General features: G+C 41.8%; 26 protein-coding genes. 21 read left to right on the top strand and 5 right to left on the bottom strand.

The window, feature by feature from the left end; genetic code table 11:
- The first annotated feature begins 9 nt into the window (after window positions 1-9).
- The 3 genes from LSG31_RS00590 to LSG31_RS00580 all read left to right on the top strand — a co-directional run bounded on the left by LSG31_RS00590 (window position 10) and on the right by LSG31_RS00580 (window position 1,774).
- Entirely contained in the window at window positions 10-279 is a 270-nt protein-coding gene (locus tag LSG31_RS00590) for a hypothetical protein (protein WP_347437512.1), read from the top strand.
- Between the two features lie 81 nt (window positions 280-360).
- Window positions 361-1,302 carry a PDDEXK family nuclease gene (locus LSG31_RS00585; protein ID WP_347437511.1) on the top strand — a complete coding sequence of 314 codons (942 nt, stop codon included), beginning with the start codon at window positions 361-363 and terminating at the stop codon, window positions 1,300-1,302.
- Between the two features lie 94 nt (window positions 1,303-1,396).
- On the top strand, window positions 1,397-1,774 hold the full coding sequence (locus tag LSG31_RS00580) for a hypothetical protein (RefSeq protein ID WP_347437510.1): 378 nt from the start codon (window positions 1,397-1,399) through the stop codon (window positions 1,772-1,774).
- A gap of 459 nt (window positions 1,775-2,233) precedes the next feature.
- Here LSG31_RS00580 and LSG31_RS23205 read toward each other — a convergent pair whose 3' ends face one another.
- From LSG31_RS23205 to LSG31_RS00565, 4 genes are all read right to left on the bottom strand, one after another.
- On the bottom strand, window positions 2,234-2,467 hold the full coding sequence (locus LSG31_RS23205) for a DUF5348 domain-containing protein (RefSeq protein WP_430734216.1): 234 nt from the start codon (window positions 2,465-2,467) through the stop codon (window positions 2,234-2,236).
- Between the two features lie 73 nt (window positions 2,468-2,540).
- Complete coding sequence (locus LSG31_RS00575) at window positions 2,541-3,350, bottom strand: ExeA family protein (protein ID WP_347435624.1); 810 nt, start codon at window positions 3,348-3,350, stop codon at window positions 2,541-2,543.
- Window positions 3,347-4,612 (bottom strand): DDE-type integrase/transposase/recombinase, encoded by a 1,266-nt coding sequence (locus LSG31_RS00570; RefSeq protein WP_347435625.1) that lies wholly within the window; start codon window positions 4,610-4,612, stop codon window positions 3,347-3,349. Before LSG31_RS00570 ends, LSG31_RS00575 begins: the two co-directional genes overlap by 4 nt.
- A gap of 145 nt (window positions 4,613-4,757) precedes the next feature.
- On the bottom strand, window positions 4,758-5,324 hold the full coding sequence (locus LSG31_RS00565) for a DUF6431 domain-containing protein (RefSeq protein WP_347435626.1): 567 nt from the start codon (window positions 5,322-5,324) through the stop codon (window positions 4,758-4,760).
- A 546-nt stretch (window positions 5,325-5,870) separates the two neighbouring features.
- Between LSG31_RS00565 and LSG31_RS00560 the strand changes: the two genes are divergently transcribed.
- From LSG31_RS00560 to LSG31_RS00490, 15 genes are all read left to right on the top strand, one after another.
- Window positions 5,871-6,074 carry a hypothetical protein gene (locus LSG31_RS00560; RefSeq protein WP_347437509.1) on the top strand — a complete coding sequence of 68 codons (204 nt, stop codon included), beginning with the start codon at window positions 5,871-5,873 and terminating at the stop codon, window positions 6,072-6,074.
- Window positions 6,075-6,307: 233 nt separating this feature from the next.
- Window positions 6,308-6,478 (top strand): DUF2292 domain-containing protein, encoded by a 171-nt coding sequence (locus tag LSG31_RS00555; protein WP_347437508.1) that lies wholly within the window; start codon window positions 6,308-6,310, stop codon window positions 6,476-6,478.
- A gap of 245 nt (window positions 6,479-6,723) precedes the next feature.
- Window positions 6,724-7,179: an ArpU family phage packaging/lysis transcriptional regulator gene (locus tag LSG31_RS00550; protein WP_347437507.1), complete on the top strand. Its 456-nt coding sequence runs from the start codon at window positions 6,724-6,726 to the stop codon at window positions 7,177-7,179.
- A gap of 744 nt (window positions 7,180-7,923) precedes the next feature.
- A complete protein-coding gene (locus LSG31_RS00545) occupies window positions 7,924-8,466 on the top strand; it encodes a site-specific integrase (RefSeq protein WP_347437506.1) in 543 nt (180 codons plus the stop codon).
- A gap of 473 nt (window positions 8,467-8,939) precedes the next feature.
- A complete protein-coding gene (locus LSG31_RS00540) occupies window positions 8,940-9,242 on the top strand; it encodes a hypothetical protein (protein WP_347437505.1) in 303 nt (100 codons plus the stop codon).
- 54 nt (window positions 9,243-9,296) lie between these two features.
- Complete coding sequence (locus LSG31_RS00535) at window positions 9,297-9,569, top strand: hypothetical protein (protein ID WP_347437504.1); 273 nt, start codon at window positions 9,297-9,299, stop codon at window positions 9,567-9,569.
- Window positions 9,570-9,627: 58 nt separating this feature from the next.
- Window positions 9,628-10,557, top strand: coding sequence for a phage terminase small subunit (gene terS / locus LSG31_RS00530; RefSeq protein ID WP_347437503.1), 930 nt, complete (start codon window positions 9,628-9,630; stop codon window positions 10,555-10,557).
- Complete coding sequence (gene terL, locus LSG31_RS00525; protein ID WP_347437502.1) at window positions 10,454-12,013, top strand: phage terminase large subunit; 1,560 nt, start codon at window positions 10,454-10,456, stop codon at window positions 12,011-12,013. Before terS ends, terL begins: the two co-directional genes overlap by 104 nt.
- A 16-nt stretch (window positions 12,014-12,029) precedes the next feature.
- A complete protein-coding gene (locus LSG31_RS00520; protein ID WP_347437501.1) occupies window positions 12,030-12,287 on the top strand; it encodes a hypothetical protein in 258 nt (85 codons plus the stop codon).
- The gene (locus tag LSG31_RS00515) at window positions 12,284-12,571 is read left to right on the top strand and encodes an RNA-guided endonuclease TnpB family protein (RefSeq protein ID WP_347437500.1); all 288 of its coding nucleotides are present in this window, start codon (window positions 12,284-12,286) and stop codon (window positions 12,569-12,571) included. The genes LSG31_RS00520 and LSG31_RS00515 overlap by 4 nt, the downstream gene beginning before the upstream one ends.
- A 244-nt stretch (window positions 12,572-12,815) precedes the next feature.
- A complete protein-coding gene (locus tag LSG31_RS00510) occupies window positions 12,816-13,112 on the top strand; it encodes a hypothetical protein (RefSeq protein ID WP_347437499.1) in 297 nt (98 codons plus the stop codon).
- 35 nt (window positions 13,113-13,147) lie between these two features.
- Complete coding sequence (locus LSG31_RS00505) at window positions 13,148-14,749, top strand: hypothetical protein (RefSeq protein WP_347437498.1); 1,602 nt, start codon at window positions 13,148-13,150, stop codon at window positions 14,747-14,749.
- A 14-nt stretch (window positions 14,750-14,763) separates the two neighbouring features.
- Entirely contained in the window at window positions 14,764-15,990 is a 1,227-nt protein-coding gene (locus tag LSG31_RS00500; protein WP_347437497.1) for a hypothetical protein, read from the top strand.
- Window positions 15,991-16,152: 162 nt separating this feature from the next.
- Window positions 16,153-16,377, top strand: coding sequence for a hypothetical protein (locus LSG31_RS00495; protein ID WP_347437496.1), 225 nt, complete (start codon window positions 16,153-16,155; stop codon window positions 16,375-16,377).
- The gene (locus tag LSG31_RS00490) at window positions 16,370-16,705 is read left to right on the top strand and encodes a hypothetical protein (protein WP_347437495.1); all 336 of its coding nucleotides are present in this window, start codon (window positions 16,370-16,372) and stop codon (window positions 16,703-16,705) included. The genes LSG31_RS00495 and LSG31_RS00490 overlap by 8 nt, the downstream gene beginning before the upstream one ends.
- Before the next feature lie 47 nt (window positions 16,706-16,752).
- Here the strand turns inward: LSG31_RS00490 and LSG31_RS00485 are convergent, their stop codons facing one another.
- Window positions 16,753-17,256, bottom strand: coding sequence for a helix-turn-helix domain-containing protein (locus tag LSG31_RS00485; RefSeq protein ID WP_347437494.1), 504 nt, complete (start codon window positions 17,254-17,256; stop codon window positions 16,753-16,755).
- Window positions 17,257-17,424: 168 nt separating this feature from the next.
- On the opposite strand from LSG31_RS00485, the gene LSG31_RS00480 reads away from it, so the two are divergent.
- The 3 genes from LSG31_RS00480 to LSG31_RS00470 all read left to right on the top strand — a co-directional run bounded on the left by LSG31_RS00480 (window position 17,425) and on the right by LSG31_RS00470 (window position 18,807).
- Window positions 17,425-17,649 (top strand): helix-turn-helix domain-containing protein, encoded by a 225-nt coding sequence (locus tag LSG31_RS00480; RefSeq protein WP_347437493.1) that lies wholly within the window; start codon window positions 17,425-17,427, stop codon window positions 17,647-17,649.
- Window positions 17,650-17,766: 117 nt separating this feature from the next.
- Complete coding sequence (locus LSG31_RS00475) at window positions 17,767-18,015, top strand: hypothetical protein (RefSeq protein ID WP_347437492.1); 249 nt, start codon at window positions 17,767-17,769, stop codon at window positions 18,013-18,015.
- Between the two features lie 15 nt (window positions 18,016-18,030).
- Window positions 18,031-18,807: a Rha family transcriptional regulator gene (locus LSG31_RS00470; protein WP_347437491.1), complete on the top strand. Its 777-nt coding sequence runs from the start codon at window positions 18,031-18,033 to the stop codon at window positions 18,805-18,807.
- Window positions 18,808-18,825: the final 18 nt, after the last annotated feature.

Raw genomic sequence — 18,825 nt, 5'->3', positions numbered from 1 at the left:
GTTGGAATAATGGCTTTATTACCGTGGTCAGGGACTAAATGTTATCAGTGCAATAAGATGCTAACGAACGATGATTTCGTCGTATTTACAGATAACGGATATGTTTGTGTCACTTGTGATTATATTGTGAAATTGGAAAAACAACTTGAACAGGCACAAGCGGAAATTAAACGGTTAAGTGAAGCGCTATTGGGAATTTTGAAAATCTGGGATAAAGCAGATTCTTACCGTGATTTTTACAAAATAGCACGTCAAGCATTAATAGTTGATGGAGAATGAATCGTCTCATTCTCCCGTTGCCTCCAAGTCAGAATCATATGTACCGTAATTTCAACGATAATAGCGGTAGTAGGATGTGATGTGATAGATATGCTAGGAAGATGGACTGAAAAAGAAATTGAATTTTTAAAATCTAATTATAAGTCAATGGATCATATTGAACTTTCGCAAAAATTAGGCAGAACAAGAAATTCCGTCAGAAGCAAATGTCACAAATTAGGATTTATTAACTTAGTGCGATGGACTAAAGCGGAAGATGGAAAATTGCGATCTTTATATGAAAGCTTGAATGGTAAACCGATAGATCTAAATAAAATTGCAAAAGCAATGAAAAGATCAAAGAATTCCATAGCTTGTAGAGCTTGGGAATTAGGGCTTTGCGAACAAAGCAGGCCTCATTCGCAAGAAACCATCGAGTTATTAAAAGACATCCGAAAAGAATGGTTTGAGACACATGAACATCCAAGGGGCTTTAAAGGCCATACTCACGGATTAAAAGCAAGAGAAAATATTTCTGAATCATCAAAAAGAATGTGGAATAATCCGGAACATATTGTAAATTCAGAAGAGTTTAGGCAAGAAATTAGCGATAGAGCATCTAAATCAGCGGTAAAAAGAGCAAGAGAAAGGCCTGAATCAATAAGATCGAGAGCACATTCTGGATTTCGTGATGATATCGGCATGTATGTAAGAAGTCGCTGGGAAGCAAACGTTGCACGCTATTTAAATTTCCTTAAAGATCAAAAGAAAATTTATAAATGGGAATATGAACCAGATACTTTTTGGTTTGAAAAGATTAAACGAGGAACTCGTTCGTATACTCCTGATTTTAAGATATGGGATACAGAAGATTCAGATTCGTATTATTGGGAAGTTAAAGGTTATATGGATCAAAAAAGTCGGACTAAATTAGACCGAATGAAGAAATATTTCCCAAATGTACGTATTGAGTTGATATGTAAAAAAGAATACAAAGAGATTTGTAAATTCAGTGGTTTGATTATAGGGTGGGAGGAAGATTAATTTACTCATATGTGTTGCCACAGATCATAGACTTTGAGATTTATAGAGCAAAACCACGTGTTGAAATCGAATTTGAGCGAAAGGATGTGACGGCATGAGCGAACATAAACCTATAACGGATCAGGAATTGAATGAGATACTGGCACGGTGTGAGGCGGCTACGCCAGGGCCGTGGATGCTTCATGGCAACGAAGGAACGAAAGTGATCATAGCTGGTGATTATGCCTATCAAGAAAAACCGGATTTAATCATTGATATTTGTTCCGCTAATAATGACGACATTTTCATATCGCATGCACGCGAAGATGTGCCGAGGTTGGCAGCGGAAGTGAAACGGTTAAAAGCAGAAAACGAACGATTACAGCAAGTATTAAAGCAAATTTCTAGCTTTAGACATTGTTGTGATGATTATAGAGGCTATTGTGGTGCTGTAGAAATTGCCACTGAAGCATTGGAGGGTGACAACAAATGACAAAAGATGAACTGAAAGAAATTCGCGAACGATGTGCCAAAGCTACGCCGGGTTCGTGGCATACAAACCACAATTATGCGTACCAAGGTGGCTTACGTGTATTCGTGTGAATTTGCACAATAAATCGGCTTAGGATTTGCAAATTATTTAGGTCCCATATCGAAAGATTTTAGGCCCCTTTTTCAGAATAAATTAGCCAATGATTAAAAAATTTGCACGCTTTCGCGGTCTTCTGGCGAGTATTTCATTCCACTATTATCCAATCCATCCTACTTCAACTACACTTTATCCCAATTCCGCTCTTGTTCAAATCGTTCATTCCCTATATACTCGTCTAATACGTGATCAAGTTTGCTTTTTTCCTAACGCGCTATCGCTTGTTGCACCCAGTAGAAAGGCAATAGCATTTAGCTATTGCCTTTCTACTGGGTCTAAGAAGTAATCACTTGTCACTCTTTGTTAATCGACTTTCACTTCGTATTTCTGTTTTGGATGTAAATAAAATCGAGTTTCCCGAAGGTATAACAGCCATTCACAGCCAAGTTCTATTCTACAAGGGATATACTCATAGCCTACCTTAATCTCGAAACAATCGCCGCAGTGAAGGTCGTAAGAATGGTCTATCTTTTGGATTTGCCAGCGTTCCTTGGCAGGACAATAGACGAGGATTCCTGGTTTTTGGGTTCGGGTCATCATGATTCTTTCCTTTCCTGAGAATATTTGGGGATCAGGGTTGTCCCCTTTGACTCGTTCTAAGCCATCCAAGCTATCTCAATGCCAGACCGCACTCCGGGGCGATGATCCGGATGACTTCGGCATCGATCTGTTCTTTTTTGTTTTGGCTGCCATATAATAGGGCGTGCATAGCCAATAAATTAATCAGGCGTGGATATCCATTGGAACAGGCACTAACAGCTTCTATTGCGTCTTCCGTGAAAATCGGATATTTCGCCCCGGCATAGGCAAGGTGATGCTCCATATATCCCTTGACCTCTTCCTTATCCAGCGGCTCGACCTGATGTCGAACCAAAAGCCGCTGGGATAAGGATCTATGTGGGTTTAACGACAGACGGTCCCGTAAGTAAGGCCAGCCGCATATAAGAAGGACAAAAGGATTCTGGGTATCCATGTGAAAATTAAAGAGCAGGCTCAAATCTTGTAAAAAGACATCTTTGGCCATTTGCATCTCGTCAAGGATGAAAACCGGCGTAATCTTTTGTTCGTAGAACAAACGGCTAATCGCCTGTTGGATTTGGCGAAACAGATCCACTTTCCGACTTTGTGGCTGTTCTCCTAGGCCGAAGGCCAATCCACGGTAAAAGTCAGTTACTGTTCCTGTAGACAACGGGAAATAGATGACCTTGTAGAGCGATTGGCCCAAGCCTTCGGCAAATGCACCCAAGGCGTAGGTTTTACCGGCTCCCGGGTCGCCGACAACAAGTGCCATGCCGCGAACCTGCTTCATGTAGGTTAAACATCCCATTGCTTCTTGAAAGGAACGGGAAGTATAGGGCGACATACCTTTGGTTTCCTTGGCAAAAGGGATTTTGGAAAGGGAATAGAATGCCATGATCATTCCCTATCTTCTCCTTTCCTGTCCATCCCTTGCATATCAGCGAAGGAGATGGCGGGTCGTTTTCGTTTTACATGAGCATTATCATGAAAATTCACTTCAGAAGCGCGAGCGACTGGTTTCCCGTCCTCATAGATATGCACGCCTTGTTCATCGTAACGAATCTCGATCTTTTGACCTATAAATCGCTCGGGAACTTCATACAGCTGGTTATTGAGCGAAAACGTTCCGTCATGTTTGACAGTTCGATTCTCCCGTTTAAGAAAGATAGGATCTAATTTGGCAGGGTCGTCGACCATCCGTACTTGATCAATCTGGGACAAGTACACTTCGAGCGGCATTTTTCCATTGAGAGAAGAATGTGGCTTGCGATGGTAGTCTTCCTCCAACCACTTCCAAAACCGTTCATTCAGTTCTTCCAATGAAGAAGCCGGTTTTGCTTTTAACAGCGAATAGAAACGCGTCTTAATCGTTCCGAACAGGCGTTCTATTTTCCCTTTGCTAGCGGCATCATAGGGCTGCGTGTGCAGGAGGTGTATGCCTAATTCTGCACAAGCCAAATGCAGCGTATCGGAACGAAAGATCTTGCCGTTGTCGGTATACAGCATCTTGGGAATGCCTCTGCGAAGCAAAGCTTCTTTCAAGACTGTGCGTAGCCCGTCAAATTTCTCGGATGGGACAAATTGCGCAAATGTGCATAGGCGAGAGCAATCATCGATCACCGCAATTAAATACGTCTTGATTTTTTTGTCGCCTGTACGAAGATATGGCCCATCTGACAGGTCGGTTTGCCAGAGCATATTGACCGTATCATGAGAAAACCGTTTTCGTTCGGGCGAACGCACTATCCCCTTCCCCAGCAATCCCTCCTTTTTCAGTAAGCGATAGATAGAGGTATAAGATACATCCTGCGGTAAAATCTCTCCTTGTTGCACCAATTGGTCATAAAACACCGTCACTGGCATTCCTTGATTTTCTTTACGCAGGGATACCAAGTGCAGCTGTAATTCACCGGATAACGATCGGGATTGTCCTCGATCCGAACGTGCCTGGGGCTTTAACGCGTCAAAACCATTACGGCGATATTGCCTTAGCCAAGCTAAGATTGTCTTGGGTGTAAATTCTTTGGAACCATAGTAAGGGACTTCGTGGGTTTTGGCAGACACCTCAGCCAAATATGTGGCGCGATCCACCTGTTCATTGAGCAAGGGAGCGATGATCCCATAGCGAAAAAGGGCCACGCGTTCCCGGTTTTGTTCATCCATTGGTTAAGTAGCCTCCCATTGTCTAAATTGGAAAGAACTGGCGCGCTTTCTCGTTCTTCCTTTTCGAAGGCTAGCCGGCTAACCATTACGATGCATTATAAAACCCGTACACGGTCCCTGACGAGGAAAAAGGTATGTGGAAACATTATTCTGTTTTGGCCACGGGTGATCCGTGATAAAATGAATGTGCCATAAAGCTGCTAATGTAATGATTGTGCCACTTTCGAATGAAGGTGACTCTGGGGAGAGTTTCAATCATATTCAGAAGCATTATGGCTTTTTCTATGGGATCTTCTGGGAAGATCTGTTTGTTCCCCTCAAGACGAAAGAACATCTCGATGATTTTGCTTTTGGCCATCAACCGTTTCCGGTAAAAACAAACTAACTGGCGGCTAAATAGCAGTACACAATAAGCCCAGAATAGTTGTAAGGTCTGCAAGATGGAAGAGAGCGTGTTCTGAAAGTAGGGAAGCAGAAAATCCGGAAGAATAGCGAATGTTTTGTTACATTTGGGATTCGGACATTTGTAACGGCAAATGGGAATCCGATATTCTGCATCGGTCTCGATCGCGTAGCGGTTATAAAAACCATGGCGTTTTAACTTCTGTTGGGACTTACAAATCGGGCAAGATTCAATCACAGGGAAATTATTGGCCCTGCCGAGCTGAAAATAACAGGGAAGATCAACTGGAAAATGATGGGTAATAATCACTCGAAACACCGCCCTTATAATTTGCAAAAAGTTTAGCAAATTGAGGCGGCATTAAAATAGCGGTAATCTGTTCCAATGTGCAAATGAGCACTTGTTTCCTGCGGAAACAAAGTGCTCATTCACAGTATTCGGGGATGACGGGAACGTCACTGTCGCGTCTGGATTATACATAGAGGATGCACGTTTCATCTCACACGCAAGAGAAGATATTCCGAAGCTGCTGGAAGAAGTGGAACGGTTAAATGGAGTCTTGAAGGATATTGCTAATGCAGAGTGGCGTTCAGACGCAATAGGAATAGCACGCAAAGCGCTGGGAGTTCCAAAATGTACATCTGTTTAAAGTGTGGCCGCATGCGCAAGGGTGACGAGGATCGGCGGCAAATCAATTTATGCGAGGAGTGTGAGATCAATGCCAATGAATGGTAAGGAACCACAATATACGAATAAACAGATAGAAACTGCATACCGCTGCTTGTGTAATTATGAATATTTTCCACCATGCCCATATTGTTATAAAAAACGTGAAATAGATCGCGAGGATAAGCAGTGTTAACAGCAAGAGAAAAAGCGGTAGGCATCCTTGGTGCCAAAAAGTTACGAGAATTAGAAGAAGCTAGATTACTAGTAGTGGATGCGCTTGAGATCGAGACGAAGGACGCTTGGATTGCATATCTGGAAGCGCGATTGAAGAAAGAAGGAGAGAGGATTGACACGACAGGAAATATTCGATCGTATCAACAAAGAACGTGATCGACAAAACGAGTTGCATCCCGACTGGTATGGTATTGATCACGGATTAGCGGTATTAGCGGAAGAGTTTGGAGAAGTCGCTCGAGCGGTATATGAGCTTAACCAGTCATGTAGAAACAATCACAATTCATCAGCTCCAATCTTGATGAGTATGAAAGAATTACGTGATGAACTGATACACGTAGCATCTGTATGCGTTCGATGGATAGAAACTGAATTGTGAGGTGAATCGCATGGTTATAAAAGCAAACCAAGTCATCATGAGCGATAAATCGGTGGTCATCAATCCTGGTACCGCACTTGAAAAGGAGATTGTTCCACCGCGATATGGAAGTCTGATCCTAACATACCAAGATGGCCGACTGATACAGGTGGAGAGATCGGAAAAGCATAAGGTAGTCTGACCGGAAAACCGGAGGACGCTAGAAAGCCAAACGGCTGCTGGCGTCCTTTTTATTTAAGCGGGGTGATGCAGTGAAGATTCAACGGGAGATCAAGGTTGAAGTTAAAGTGCCGGTGCATTGTAAGGGTTGTTGTTGGGGATCAGCAAAGAGCGGTACGGTCTGGGCGTGTATGTTTCCGAGGTGCGTGAAATACGAGGGATTTAGCGCGAGTAACAAGTCATAAAGGACAAAAGGGAGGGATTGCAATGGTTCAACAATTAAGTTTTGAGTTGCCGGAGATCGATCGACAAGCTACGAGAGATGCTGTAGAACGTGCATTAGAGACCGCGAGATTCTACAAAGAGGTAGGGTTTGTTCCGCGTATGCCGCCTGTTAGCCATTCCTTTCCCCGGACGGATGCAGACTTTATCCACGGGCAAAACAACAACCGTAGCGCAGTGGAGGAAGCTGCAGTCTATAACGTTGATGAGTATGAACATCGTCGTCAGGTCGTGGAGCAGGTGGAACGCGCCGTAGGTCGTCTTGGACCATTGGAAAGAAAGATTATCACAAAGAAATATCTCGAACAAGACGAAATTCCAGATTATTGCGTGGCTACAGAATTATCTTTAAGTGAACGAAAATATTATCGTGTGAAGGCAAGGGCAATTTACAAATTAGCGTTTAGTTTAAGGATTGAGGTCATGCATGAGCAAAAATAATGGCAGGGAAGTGAAAGAAAAGTGATGGTAAATATGGCAGAAACGTGTGGGTAAAAAACAATATAGGGCGTGGTATGATGATAGTGTCGAAGATTTCACCGATGATCCTAACCCCTTTCTGATGGCGTCCATACGGGCGCCTGATTTATTGTACTGCCGACATATTCATGCTTACTTGCGCATATCATAGCCATTGCGTGTTACAACGCAAAAGCAGGCTGGGCAGTAAAAAGTGAATGCCAAGTTCACCAGCGGTGTTTGGGGCCGGTGAACGGGTGCTTCCTGAGCTTTGGTAGGAAGCGAAGCATCTCTATGGTGGGGAGAGATGCTTTTTGTGATATAATAGCATTGGATGCTGTGGCGGAAAAGGTAGACGCTAGGTGTGAGAGGATGAAGACTGGGCCATTCAGTACGAGCTGAATTAACAGCCACTAGGATTCCTTTTGAGAGGATGAAAGAACCTAGGAACCAGTGAGTGCGCACTGCTGTCCACGCCCAAAATATAATGGCAACGGGCGCGGTAAGGGAACGGGCGGAAATCCCGAGGAACCGAGATCCAAGCGAAAAAGCCCTTATGTAAGGTGCAAATCCTCACCGGCATCTTAAAACGTAATGATTCAATTGTTAGAAAGAAGTAGATCACTTAGCTTCCGATTCAAGGGTGATCCACTTCTTTTTGTTTTATAAATAGTAGTAAAGTCACTATATGCGGCGATTTTTTTATTTGGAAGCGAGGTGATATGAGTGAACTTCGTGCAGCCGATTCGCGATACGGATACTTTGGATGAGATCAAACGTTATCTTAAGAAAACGAATGAGCGCAATTACATTATGTTTCTTGTTGGTATTTATACAGGCCTGCGGATATCGGACATTCTCAAACTTAAAGTTGGCGACATGAAGGGATCTCATATCAGCTTACGTGAAACCAAAACAGGTAAACAAAAACGTATTCAAATTAGCCCGATATTAAAACGAGAACTTAAATCATTCATCGAAGGTAAAGATGATCATCAATATCTCATACGAAGCAGACAAGGTAAGAACAAACCGATTGGCCGCAGTCGAGCATATAAGATGTTGAATGAGATTGCAAATATATTCGGTTTAGAGGAAATTGGTACTCACACGTTACGAAAGACGTTTGGGTACCATTTTTATCAGCAGACAAAAGATGTGGCATTGCTGCAGGAGATTTTTAATCACTCATCGCCGAGCATTACTTTACGTTACATCGGCATTAATCAGGACACGATGGACCAAGCGTTGAAGCGATTTAAAATATAAATTCACCATTTTGCGTGAATGTGTAACTCATTTTTAAAACAGCCTGCAAACTCTCACTGCAACTAAGGATTTGGCAATTAGCCGAGTTCACCAAAATATTAGATATGGGTAAGTCAAATGCATCCTTTTGGGTGCTTATTATTTTTTTCCAGGGAGTGATTGCGTTGGGAAAGGGACGTTTCATTTAACACAGAAGGAACGGGAAGCTATCAAACGTGATGATGCCTACTGGAGAAATTTTTATAAGCAGCAGAGAGAACGTATATCAGGTAAATGCCCAGAAACAGGCAGATCGATTGACACTAAAATATGTTATAAATGTCGCTTCATGAAGGAAATTAGAGGGCGTGACGTGCTTTGCCATCGTATTGGCGGTTGGATCGGACATCACTGAAAACAAACTTAAACACTAGCGAATATTTGGTAATTAATACTGAAATTCCTTTAGTTGCGAATGGGAAGAGGGATTATCCATGAAATTTAAGCCCGGGAATGAAGTGGTAATTATAGCTGATACATTAAATTTAGGATTGCCTATAAATTCTGCTGGAATAGTGCAGGTCGTCGATCGACACATTGACCATTTCCAAAACTATTGCGTTCGGGTTCCGCAACGAAAAGATAGTTGGTGGGTATGTGAGAGTGATATTGAGTTTGCAAGCGTGGTTAATTCGAAGGTAGCTGACGATTTGATAAAAGATCACTTAGTCAATCTCTCGTTAGATACAAATAACAAGCAACTGTTTAAACTCGCTACACAAAAGAATGGGTCATAGTTCAAAGTCACTCAAATGAGTGGCTTTTTCAATTTTCGGAAGAGGGTAATTGAAATGGCAAAGTATCGTAAAAAACCTGTCGTTGTTGAAGCTGAACAATGGTTTCCTGGCAAACACATAGATGGTGTAAATCCGGGTGGAGATATTGTGTTTGATGGATTAAAGAAATGGGTTGAACCGAACGGAAAGTATTATATCAGTACGTTAGAAGGTGACATGGAAGTTTCACCAGGTGATTACATAATAACCGGCGTAAAAGGTGAGAAATATCCATGCAAGCCAGATATATTTGAAGCTACATATGAGAAAGTTGAGCAAAAGCATTGATTAATTTAAAACAGCCTCCATTGGCTGTTCTTTTATTTCGGAGGTGGGTGATCATGTAATGGCCCGCGCAAGAAGTCCTGATCGTGGTAAAGCATTTGATATATGGCAAGCATCCGGCGGCAAAAAGCTGTTAAAGGATATAGCTGCTGAGCTAGGACTGTCTGATATTCAAATTCGCAAGTGGAAAAACCAAGACAAATGGGATGATCGTTTGAATGGTAACGTTACTATTGAATCCAAAGGTAACGTTACTAATGAGAAGAAAAAGGGTGCTCCTATCGGAAATAAGAACGCCGTTGGCAATATCGGTGGTGGAGCTCCTATCGGAAATAAAAATGCTGTTGGAAATCGGGGTGGAGCTGCTCCTGTTCATAACACGAATGCTGTTAAAACAGGTGAGTATCAATCTTTATGGATGGACGCATTAACTCCGGAACAAGCTGAAGCGATTGAGAGGGTGAATGTCGATCCTCTAAAACAACTCGATGATATCATCATACTGTATTCGTTCAGAGAACAACAGATTATGTTGAGGATCCGACAGCTGCAAGAGGGACTTACTGAAAAGCAGCGTAAGGTATTGAAAGAGCGAATGTCCATTAAAGACATTGGTACCGTGTATGATGAATATTCAGGTTCGACCACTTCAGTTCCTTTTAAAAAAGATGAACTTGTGGTTACAGAGATTACCGAAAATGAATTCCGTGTAATCGATGATTTGTTAAAACATGAAGAGGCTTTAACTAGGACAACCGAGCGTAAAAATAAAGCAATACGTGACAAATTGAGTTATCTTAACGAATTAGAAAAAATCGAAATTGCCAAGGAACGCTTGCGTATAGAACTTGAACAAAAAGGACTAAGCGGTGGTGAGAATTTAAGTAATGAACAACAATACAACATTACTCAATCCATCATCGAATCAAATCCAGAACTTGTCGCTACAATTTTCGGACGAAGTTTGGAAAATAGGGGCAGCAAGGGCTAATTTAACCGGATATAAACATTATGTTTCACCTAGATATTCGTGGGCTTGGGATGCAAAACACCAACTGATTTTGGATCAGAAACTCATGCAGGTGGAACGCGGCGAAATCAAACGATTGCTTGTATCGATGCCTCCTCGACATTTTAAAAGCCAATCGGCAACAGCTCATTTTCCTGCCTGGTACTTAGGTAGGCATCCTGATCATCGTGTAATGACGGCATCCTATAGCTTCAGCTTGGTTAAAAAATTTAGCCGGCAAACAAGGCAGCAAATTGATGAGCAAGGGACTAAGATATTTAATCTAAGACTAGCGAGTGATTCAAAAGCAGTTGAAGAGTGGGGATTAGAAAACTCGAAAACTGGCGAAAAGCTTACTGGTGGTTATGGTTGTGCTGGTGTGGGTGGTTCCATGACTGGTAAAGGAGCCAATATTCTAATCATCGATGATCCACATAAGGATCGCAAAGAAGCAAATTCTCCTGTGATGCGTGAGGCAGTATGGGAATGGTTCACTTCTACGGCCTATACCCGTTTAGAATCAGATGGAGCCATTATCGTGATTCAAACCAGGTGGCATCCAGAGGATCTAACCGGTCGTTTAATTGCATCGATGGAATCTGGAGATGAATACGCTGAAGATTGGGAGATCGTAAGTTTTCCAGCATTGGCCGAAGGTGATGATGATATCCTTGGACGAAGTGAAGGAGATCCTCTGTGGCCGGAAAAGTTCCCTTTAAAGCGTTATTATTCTATTCGCGCATCGATCGGAAGTTATGAATGGAATCCATTGTATCAGCAACGCCCACAAGATCTTGAAGGCGGTGCTTTTAAGGCTTACTGGATTAAATGGTATTCCAAGAATCAAATATCATTCAATGCTGAAGAAGAGCGTTGGTACTTTATGGGTGAACCAATGACGATCTGGCAGGGTGTGGATCCGGCGATTAGTACCAAAGAGTCAGCTGATGACTTTGTAGACTTTACAATCGGAGTAACACCAACATATAAGATCCTTCTGCTTGATGTGTGGCATGGTCATTTAGAGTTCACCGAGCAACCGAAAATGGTGATATCAAAATATCAGGAATGGCTACCGGAGCGTGTGGGAATTGAAACGGTGGCATATCAGCGGGCTTTAAAGCAACAGGTGGTAAAAGACGCGCTCATACCGGTTAAAGGATTTGACCATCGTGGAGACAAGTACACACGGATCATGAACATGTCACCCTACTTTGAGAATGGTCAAGTGTATTTACGTGAAGCTTTAGACGGCGAGCCTGCATATATTGATCAGACCAGATTGCCAAACAGAAAAATACATCAGAAATTTAAGAAAACATATGAGCAACTTGTTACATATTCTGCCAATGCGGCGCATGACGATATATGTGATGCATTAGAAACGGCAATCAGCTTAGCAAAACCAAAAGTAAACCCCAATGAACTATATGCTTAAAAGAAGGTGTTAATCAATGCCAAGAGCATTTCAAGGATTCCGGGGCAACAAGGTGCAACAGGTACTATGGCAGGAACACGATTCTCTCTTTCCTTTTACATGCAATCGTTGCCGCAGAGAGTTTTCACAAGGCGGCAAACGTTGGCTGGCTTCATCGATGGTTAAGCTTTCACATGGGGCAGTTGGATGTGAATGCGACGATTGTCATAATGGCGTTGACCCCTTACGCAAACCAGCACCAGTACTTGCTTCTAGGCGTACGGAATTGGATTGATTCGAAATCGTAAGCTGGCACGTAGCATTGCCGATGTTGGTTGGGGAATGTTTAAACAATTTGTGGTATACAAAGCAAATTGGGGCAACAAACGAGTGGTGTTTGTAGATCGTTTTTTTCCATCCAGCAAACTATGTAATGATTGCAAAGAGAAGCATGTCATGTTAAGCCTGTCAGATCGAGTATGGGTCTGTGCAAACTGTGGGTGCGAACACGATAGAGATCAAAATGCGGCACGAAATATCAAAGAAGAAGGGCTTCGCATCTTGCAAGAGTCTGCATAAAACGCTTTGGCTAAGTAAACACCGTAGGAACTACGGGGTGAGCCTGTGGAGAAGATGTAAGACATTCCGCGAGGAATGCGGTCTTCGATGAAGCAGGAATCTCGCGACTTCAGTCGTGAGAGGTTCAATTAAAGCCACTTTCACTAACAAAACACCTCGCATAATTATTTATTATGCGTTGTATTTGCTAAAGACACATTAAAATGAGGTCTTTTTATTTTGAATAAATTGGAGGACGAAACGTATGTCAAAAATTCAAGATATGATCAATGAAACTCAAACTCAAGTGGAGCAAACTCGTCAACAGTTGAATCAGTTCATTCAGCAAAAGCAGCAAATTGACCAAGCGATTGAACAGGGGAAGTATCAATACAATTCGTTATATACTCGTTTAAGCACACTGCAAGAAATGGCTGGTATCGGTCAAGACTTGTTTCATGATCAAGATGTATCATCACCGACAAATGATCAAACAGATGAACAAACATCAAACCAAGATGTTTCTGCAGAACAAGAGACAGTCGAAGTAAAACCGTCGTAATAGCAACAAATACATAGGAAAGGGGTCATTGACATATGCCAAACTGGTCGAATTACAAAGGCCTTCTTGTACCGGAGTCGGTGTCAATGGCCAAACGTTTAGAAGAAGCGCAGAGGGAACAACGAGGAAGGGCTGCAAGAGGAAAGTTTTTCTCCTATATGTCCATGACTCAAGGTGCTACTGGTTACGGGTATACAAAGCCTGCCAACACTTTGCAATTCGAACATTTACGCGAAGCCCGGGATAAATCGTTGATCGATAAGATAATCATCAATGCCCGAATCATCCAGATGAAACATATTGCCAAACGTGTTATCGTACCCGGTAAGCAAATCGGGTTTCGAGTGGTACATGAAAATTATGCGGATCCGAACTTTAAGCCCACTGAAGACGTGATTCGTCGTTGCAAAGAGATGGAGCGAATCATTGATAACGTTAACCAAGATATCCATCCCGGGGGGTTCCGGGATTTCGCAGCCATTTCAGTTGATCAGGAACTCACGTATGATCGCAAAGCATTGGTTATCACCCGAGACCGTACAGGAAATCCGATTCAATATCACATGATTGATGGAACTACGGTGCGGCCAATGTTGCTTGTTCTCATGGAATATATGGAGAACAAGAAGATGAACGACCGAGAACGGGCCATACAGAGTTTCTATTACGAAACGAAGATTGATCTAACGAATGCTGCTTATGTTCAAGTGGTCGATGGTATGCCGGTTGCTACTTGGACGAAAGATGAAATGGCAATTGACATTACAAACCCATCCGTTGAAATTGACAAATGGGCATACGGAGCCGGGAGTTTATTAGAGCAGTCGATAGCAGCAACCGTTACTTGGCTCAATGCCTGGGCGTATAATGACGGTTTATTCAATCAGGATAGCCCCGAATCATTGCTTTTGATTTATGGCGACTACGATCCTATTGGACTGGGAGCGTTTCAACGCCAAGTGTTAGATCAATCCGGATCGGGTGACTATCAGAAGATACCGGTTATAACGGCTGACCAGGAGTTCAAAGCAGAGTTGTTAAAAATCCGTGAGTTACCAAAGGATATTCAATTTCCGGAACTTATGCGGATGAATATTCAACTGAAAACTGCTGCATATCGCGCTCACCCCAGTATCGTAAACTTTAGCGTTGATAAAGGCGGTGCCGGTGGCTTATCGATTGGTAATAACAGTGAAGACGATATTATCAAGCAGTCTCACGAAGAAGGGTTTCAGTCCATTTGCCATGGGTTAGCGAATTGGATTACACGGACGATCATACAGCCGCGCTACGATGATTTGGTCATGATTTTCGAAGTCGATACCGAGGATGAAGCGCGGCGCATTGAAGTATTAAATCAGCAAGCGTCCGTTGGAATGACCATAAATGAGTGGCGGCGAGCGCAAGGATTAAAAGGTGATTTGCCTTATGGGGATGTGCCGAACAATTCCGTATATATTCAGGCAATGCAAGCTGGACAAGAGCAGCAAACGAATTTAAACGGCCCAGCTCCAGTCGCGAATGAGGGAGAAGAAAAAAGTACAGCAGATCAAGTAAAACAATCAGACTCAAAGGATTTAAACAAAAGTTTATCCAAGAGTGAAGAAAAGGTATTGGTGATCGAGATCATTGATTAGAGAGGGTGATTCTGATGCAAGTCGTTTTGAAACGTAAAAACATCAATAACATTGAACTTGCAAAAGCTTTGATTGGTGTAATGAATAGCGAAGGCATTGCACACGAGGTTTTGGAGAACCTGAAAAAGTCTGAGGATCACAATCACGATGAACCAATACCTGAAAAATACATACGTTCTATCGTTTCAAAAATGAACGAAGAATTTAATTCGCTTCTGATGACTTTGTTCCGCAACATTGATAAATGGTTTGCTTATGTATCAAGAAAAGGCAAATCATTTCTACGGAAAGCCGAAAACGAGCCGCCTCCTCTTTTGAGTCAAGAGCAGATCGACGAACTGAAAATGCTGATCGAAAGCCATTTTCGTGCAGCAATTGGCATTCGTTACAACATTCCTAAGGATCTTCAAAAACGATGGGCCAAAGCAGGAATCGAAAAGCCAGACGAAGACTTGGAAACGTGGATTCGACAGGCGTATGTGGCTGGCAGATTAGCGGATGTTCTTACAAACAGTAGCACCTATGCTGAAATGGTTCGAATGGTGAAAAAGCTTCCGTTAAGTCGAATGGATCGATTGGTACTGGATGCGGCCAAGCAAAATGCCGCTAAGTACATCAAATCATGCGGTGTGAAATTTGGAGATGTAGCGGAGGAAGTCATATTAAACAATAACAAGTCTGCACTGCATGATATTGTGCAAGGGTATTTCAGTGGCGACCTAAAGCATACCACGTATAATGCAGAACGTTTAAGCCCGGAAGAGGTTCAGCATCTGCTTTCAACCGATAAGCAAGTAAAAGGATGGCGCGAACTATCAACAGAGTTAAAGAACCGTTTTAAAGCGGCAGATATGAGTCGGGACTGGGATAGGGTCGCTGTATCAGAAATTCGGTATGCAACAAATTTAGGCCGTCTCGTCAACATTCAAGTGGAGGGCGGCGGCGATCCGGATGAAATCGATGTGTACTATCACGTTCAGCCTACAGCTTGCAAATACTGTAAGGAGCTTTATCTAGAACCAGATGGAACACCAAAGATATTTAAGTTGAGTGAAATCCTGCGGAACGTTCAGGAGACAGGCGGCATGCAGATTGGCCTTAAAGCCAGTAGGATCGGCGAAGAAGGTGGATGGGTACCGAATGCTTTAGCACATCCTTTCTGCCATTGCTACATGGTACGTTACATAAAAGGTTACAAGATGATCACGCCAGTCAAAGATAGTATGAAAACGAGGGATTAACATGCGTCCAATATCCGTTACGGAACAGTTAAGAAAAGACGATAATACACCGGCATTATTGGTGAAATGTCAGTGTTCGCATACCAATACAGTAAGTTTAGATGTAAAAAAAATAGTGTGCAGCGGTTGTGGTAAAGAATTGGATTGGAGGCTGTTTAAGTAATGACATCAATCGGACAATGTTGGGCTATTTGTGATCATTTTGAGCTGCACACAGGGCAGCCGGTACTTGCAAGCACATTAAAACAATCATGTGGTGTAGATCGTAAGCAGCTGCGCGAATGGGAACGTAAAGGCAGGCTTGAGGTTTATCATGTTACAAGTCCAAAGGGAACAACTGAAAAAGCGTATAAAAGACCAAAGGATAGAGGTGTAGAAGTTGGCTAAGTCACGATTGGAAAAATCGCTGGGTAATTATAGCTATAATGATTTGCAACAGGAATTAGCATCGATCGTACAACAAAAATACGGTAAGAAAAGTCAGACGGGTGACTATTGGGTTGATTATCCTTATATTGTTGATGTGTATGAAGATGAATTTGTGGTTGAGAAAGACGGAAAATATTATATTGCCGATTATGAAGTCGATGAAGATGGAACTGTCAGCATCGGCTCTTTTTATGCTGCAAAGAAGATTTATAGCAAAAAAGGGAAAACCCCAGTTACAAAGTTAGGTAGTAGGCCAAGCGCATCTTCAGAAATTGCTTCGGTATAAACAAAAGAGCCTCAATCTGGGCTCTTTTTTGATGAAATCAATTGTTTTCATTCCACAATCAAAAGATAAGTATTGGGCCTTGAACCATTATGTAACTCTATCATGTTTAAAACTTTATCTACTATTGATGTCTCGAGCTCTCCAACGAAAAGTTGAGGCAGTTTTGAAATTTCATTATAAATATCATCAGGGTATTTTATTGATATGGTTATTTCTTTATCGCTAGATTCATCGCAATCGTTAGATACGGTGATTATGGATTCTCCTTGGATTTTTTTATTCCGTATTTCTATTTCTATCTTCATGAAAAGATTAGGCATTTGATAATCAGATTCGATGATATTGAATGAAAAATCAAGATACTTAATAAGGTCGCCAGGTTCAACACGTAAATAGTCACTCAATTTATCTAAAGTATCAAATTGAATTCCTGCCGATGTGTTGTAATAGAGAGCGGTTAAAGTCGTTCTTGATATTTTAGTAGCTTTAAAAACATCAGCGATTTTTAGACCGCGTTCAGCTAATAAAACAGCCAAATTACATTTGATCATATTTGCACCCCGTTCAGCAGCGTATATTGAACATTTTAACCATTTTTTTGTTCAAATGATATTGACAACCAAAAAATATTTATGTACTATATGAACTATAAAATATACAGTTTATTGTACATTTTATATATAATATTGTTTAAATCGTACAAATAGGAGGTGATAAAAATGATTAAATCAAACTTAGCGAAGTTAATGGCAAACAAAAAAATTAGATCCATTTCGGAGTTATCAAAGAGAACAGGTTTATCCAGAACTACTCTTACAGCGATTTACTTTGATAAGAACAATGGGATACAGTACAACACTTTAGATTCGTTGCTTCGATTTTTTGATGCTGATGTTGGAGAATTACTGATGCGTGAGAGCGATACTTGTTCGTTACAAAAATAAAGCCACCTTGCTCTCCCGCCAAGAAGCTCAAGGTGACTTACCGATAAACGCACACTTATGCGCATTTGCTATCCATTTTAGCAAATCTTAGGTGTGCTAGACAAGGGGATAGCTGAAATGAACAACCGAATATTTGTTGAACCAATAGGCTTTAATGAAAAACAGAAGAATGTTTGTTTGGATATCATGGATAAACTCGATTTATACGGGGAATTACTGGGTATTTTGAATTCTTTATCCGACGACGAAATGTATACCAAACAACATGCTTTTGATTCAATCCAAAGACTAGCGTATAAAGTCGAAAAGCAAATTGTTGAATCAATGCCATTTATGCGACCAGATCACAATCACTTGGTTTATTAAAGGAAGGTGAATGGAATGAATCAACTCGTTTTTGTACAGAACAAACAACCGGTAACAGATAGCTTGACGGTAGCAGAAGTGTTTGGAAAAGATCACAAACGTGTTCTACAAGACATTCGTGAACTTGGTTGCAGTGAAGAATTTGGAAGGCACAATTTCGTGCTCTCCTCATATAACACCAGTCAGAACAAGGAATTACCTAAATATATTATGACACAAGATGGATTCACCCTCTTGGTTATGGGATACACTGGACAAAAAGCAATGGAATTCAAAGAAAAGTACATCGCAGAGTTTAATCAGATGCGAAAAGAGATCAGGCTTAGTAATCGACCTTCCTACGAAATTGATGATCCGGTTCAACGAGCTCAAAGGTGGATTGAGGAAGAAAAGCGCAGAAGGGCATTAGAGACCGAGAACTTGATGTTAGAACAACGTGTTGCAGAGTACGAACCGAAGGTTACGTATCTTGACCAAATCCTTCAGTCAACCGATACGGTAACGATTACACAGATTGCGAAAGACTATGGACTAACCGGACAGGAACTCAACAAAATCCTAAATGAGGAAAAGGTTCAGTATAAGCAAAACGATCAATGGCTGTTGTATAAAAAGTACCATGCGTACGGATATACAAAATCGCAGACGATTGATGTTCTACATAACAGCGGCCAACGCAGTGTAAAGATGAATACTCGATGGACGCAAAAAGGTCGGTTATTTATCCACGAGTTACTGACGAAGCGAGGAATCGTTGCAAATTTAGACCGTGAACTTGAAAAAGCGAAATAATACTCCTTTGATGCTCTC

The sequence above is a fragment of the Fodinisporobacter ferrooxydans genome, assembly GCF_022818495.1.
Classification (GTDB): Bacteria; Bacillota; Bacilli; order Tumebacillales; family MYW30-H2; genus Fodinisporobacter; species Fodinisporobacter ferrooxydans.
This window is presented reverse-complemented; position numbering and strand designations above follow the sequence as displayed.

Bases quoted from the DNA above. Each gene is read 5' to 3' on its own strand.
- LSG31_RS00590 (WP_347437512.1), top strand. From the start codon at position 10: ATGGCTTTATTACCGTGGTCAGGGACTAAATGTTATCAGTGCAATAAG.
- LSG31_RS00580 (WP_347437510.1), top strand. From the start codon at position 1,397: ATGAGCGAACATAAACCTATAACGGATCAGGAATTGAATGAGATACTG.
- LSG31_RS23205 (WP_430734216.1), bottom strand. From the start codon at position 2,467: ATGACCCGAACCCAAAAACCAGGAATCCTCGTCTATTGTCCTGCCAAG.
- LSG31_RS00575 (WP_347435624.1), bottom strand. From the start codon at position 3,350: ATGATCATGGCATTCTATTCCCTTTCCAAAATCCCTTTTGCCAAGGAA.
- LSG31_RS00570 (WP_347435625.1), bottom strand. From the start codon at position 4,612: ATGGATGAACAAAACCGGGAACGCGTGGCCCTTTTTCGCTATGGGATC.
- LSG31_RS00555 (WP_347437508.1), top strand. From the start codon at position 6,308: ATGGTTATAAAAGCAAACCAAGTCATCATGAGCGATAAATCGGTGGTC.
- LSG31_RS00550 (WP_347437507.1), top strand. From the start codon at position 6,724: ATGGTTCAACAATTAAGTTTTGAGTTGCCGGAGATCGATCGACAAGCT.
- LSG31_RS00540 (WP_347437505.1), top strand. From the start codon at position 8,940: ATGAAATTTAAGCCCGGGAATGAAGTGGTAATTATAGCTGATACATTA.
- LSG31_RS00535 (WP_347437504.1), top strand. From the start codon at position 9,297: ATGGCAAAGTATCGTAAAAAACCTGTCGTTGTTGAAGCTGAACAATGG.
- terS (WP_347437503.1), top strand. From the start codon at position 9,628: ATGGCCCGCGCAAGAAGTCCTGATCGTGGTAAAGCATTTGATATATGG.
- terL (WP_347437502.1), top strand. From the start codon at position 10,454: ATGAACAACAATACAACATTACTCAATCCATCATCGAATCAAATCCAG.
- LSG31_RS00520 (WP_347437501.1), top strand. From the start codon at position 12,030: ATGCCAAGAGCATTTCAAGGATTCCGGGGCAACAAGGTGCAACAGGTA.
- LSG31_RS00510 (WP_347437499.1), top strand. From the start codon at position 12,816: ATGTCAAAAATTCAAGATATGATCAATGAAACTCAAACTCAAGTGGAG.
- LSG31_RS00505 (WP_347437498.1), top strand. From the start codon at position 13,148: ATGCCAAACTGGTCGAATTACAAAGGCCTTCTTGTACCGGAGTCGGTG.
- LSG31_RS00500 (WP_347437497.1), top strand. From the start codon at position 14,764: ATGCAAGTCGTTTTGAAACGTAAAAACATCAATAACATTGAACTTGCA.
- LSG31_RS00495 (WP_347437496.1), top strand. From the start codon at position 16,153: ATGACATCAATCGGACAATGTTGGGCTATTTGTGATCATTTTGAGCTG.
- LSG31_RS00485 (WP_347437494.1), bottom strand. From the start codon at position 17,256: ATGATCAAATGTAATTTGGCTGTTTTATTAGCTGAACGCGGTCTAAAA.
- LSG31_RS00480 (WP_347437493.1), top strand. From the start codon at position 17,425: ATGATTAAATCAAACTTAGCGAAGTTAATGGCAAACAAAAAAATTAGA.
- LSG31_RS00475 (WP_347437492.1), top strand. From the start codon at position 17,767: ATGAACAACCGAATATTTGTTGAACCAATAGGCTTTAATGAAAAACAG.
- LSG31_RS00470 (WP_347437491.1), top strand. From the start codon at position 18,031: ATGAATCAACTCGTTTTTGTACAGAACAAACAACCGGTAACAGATAGC.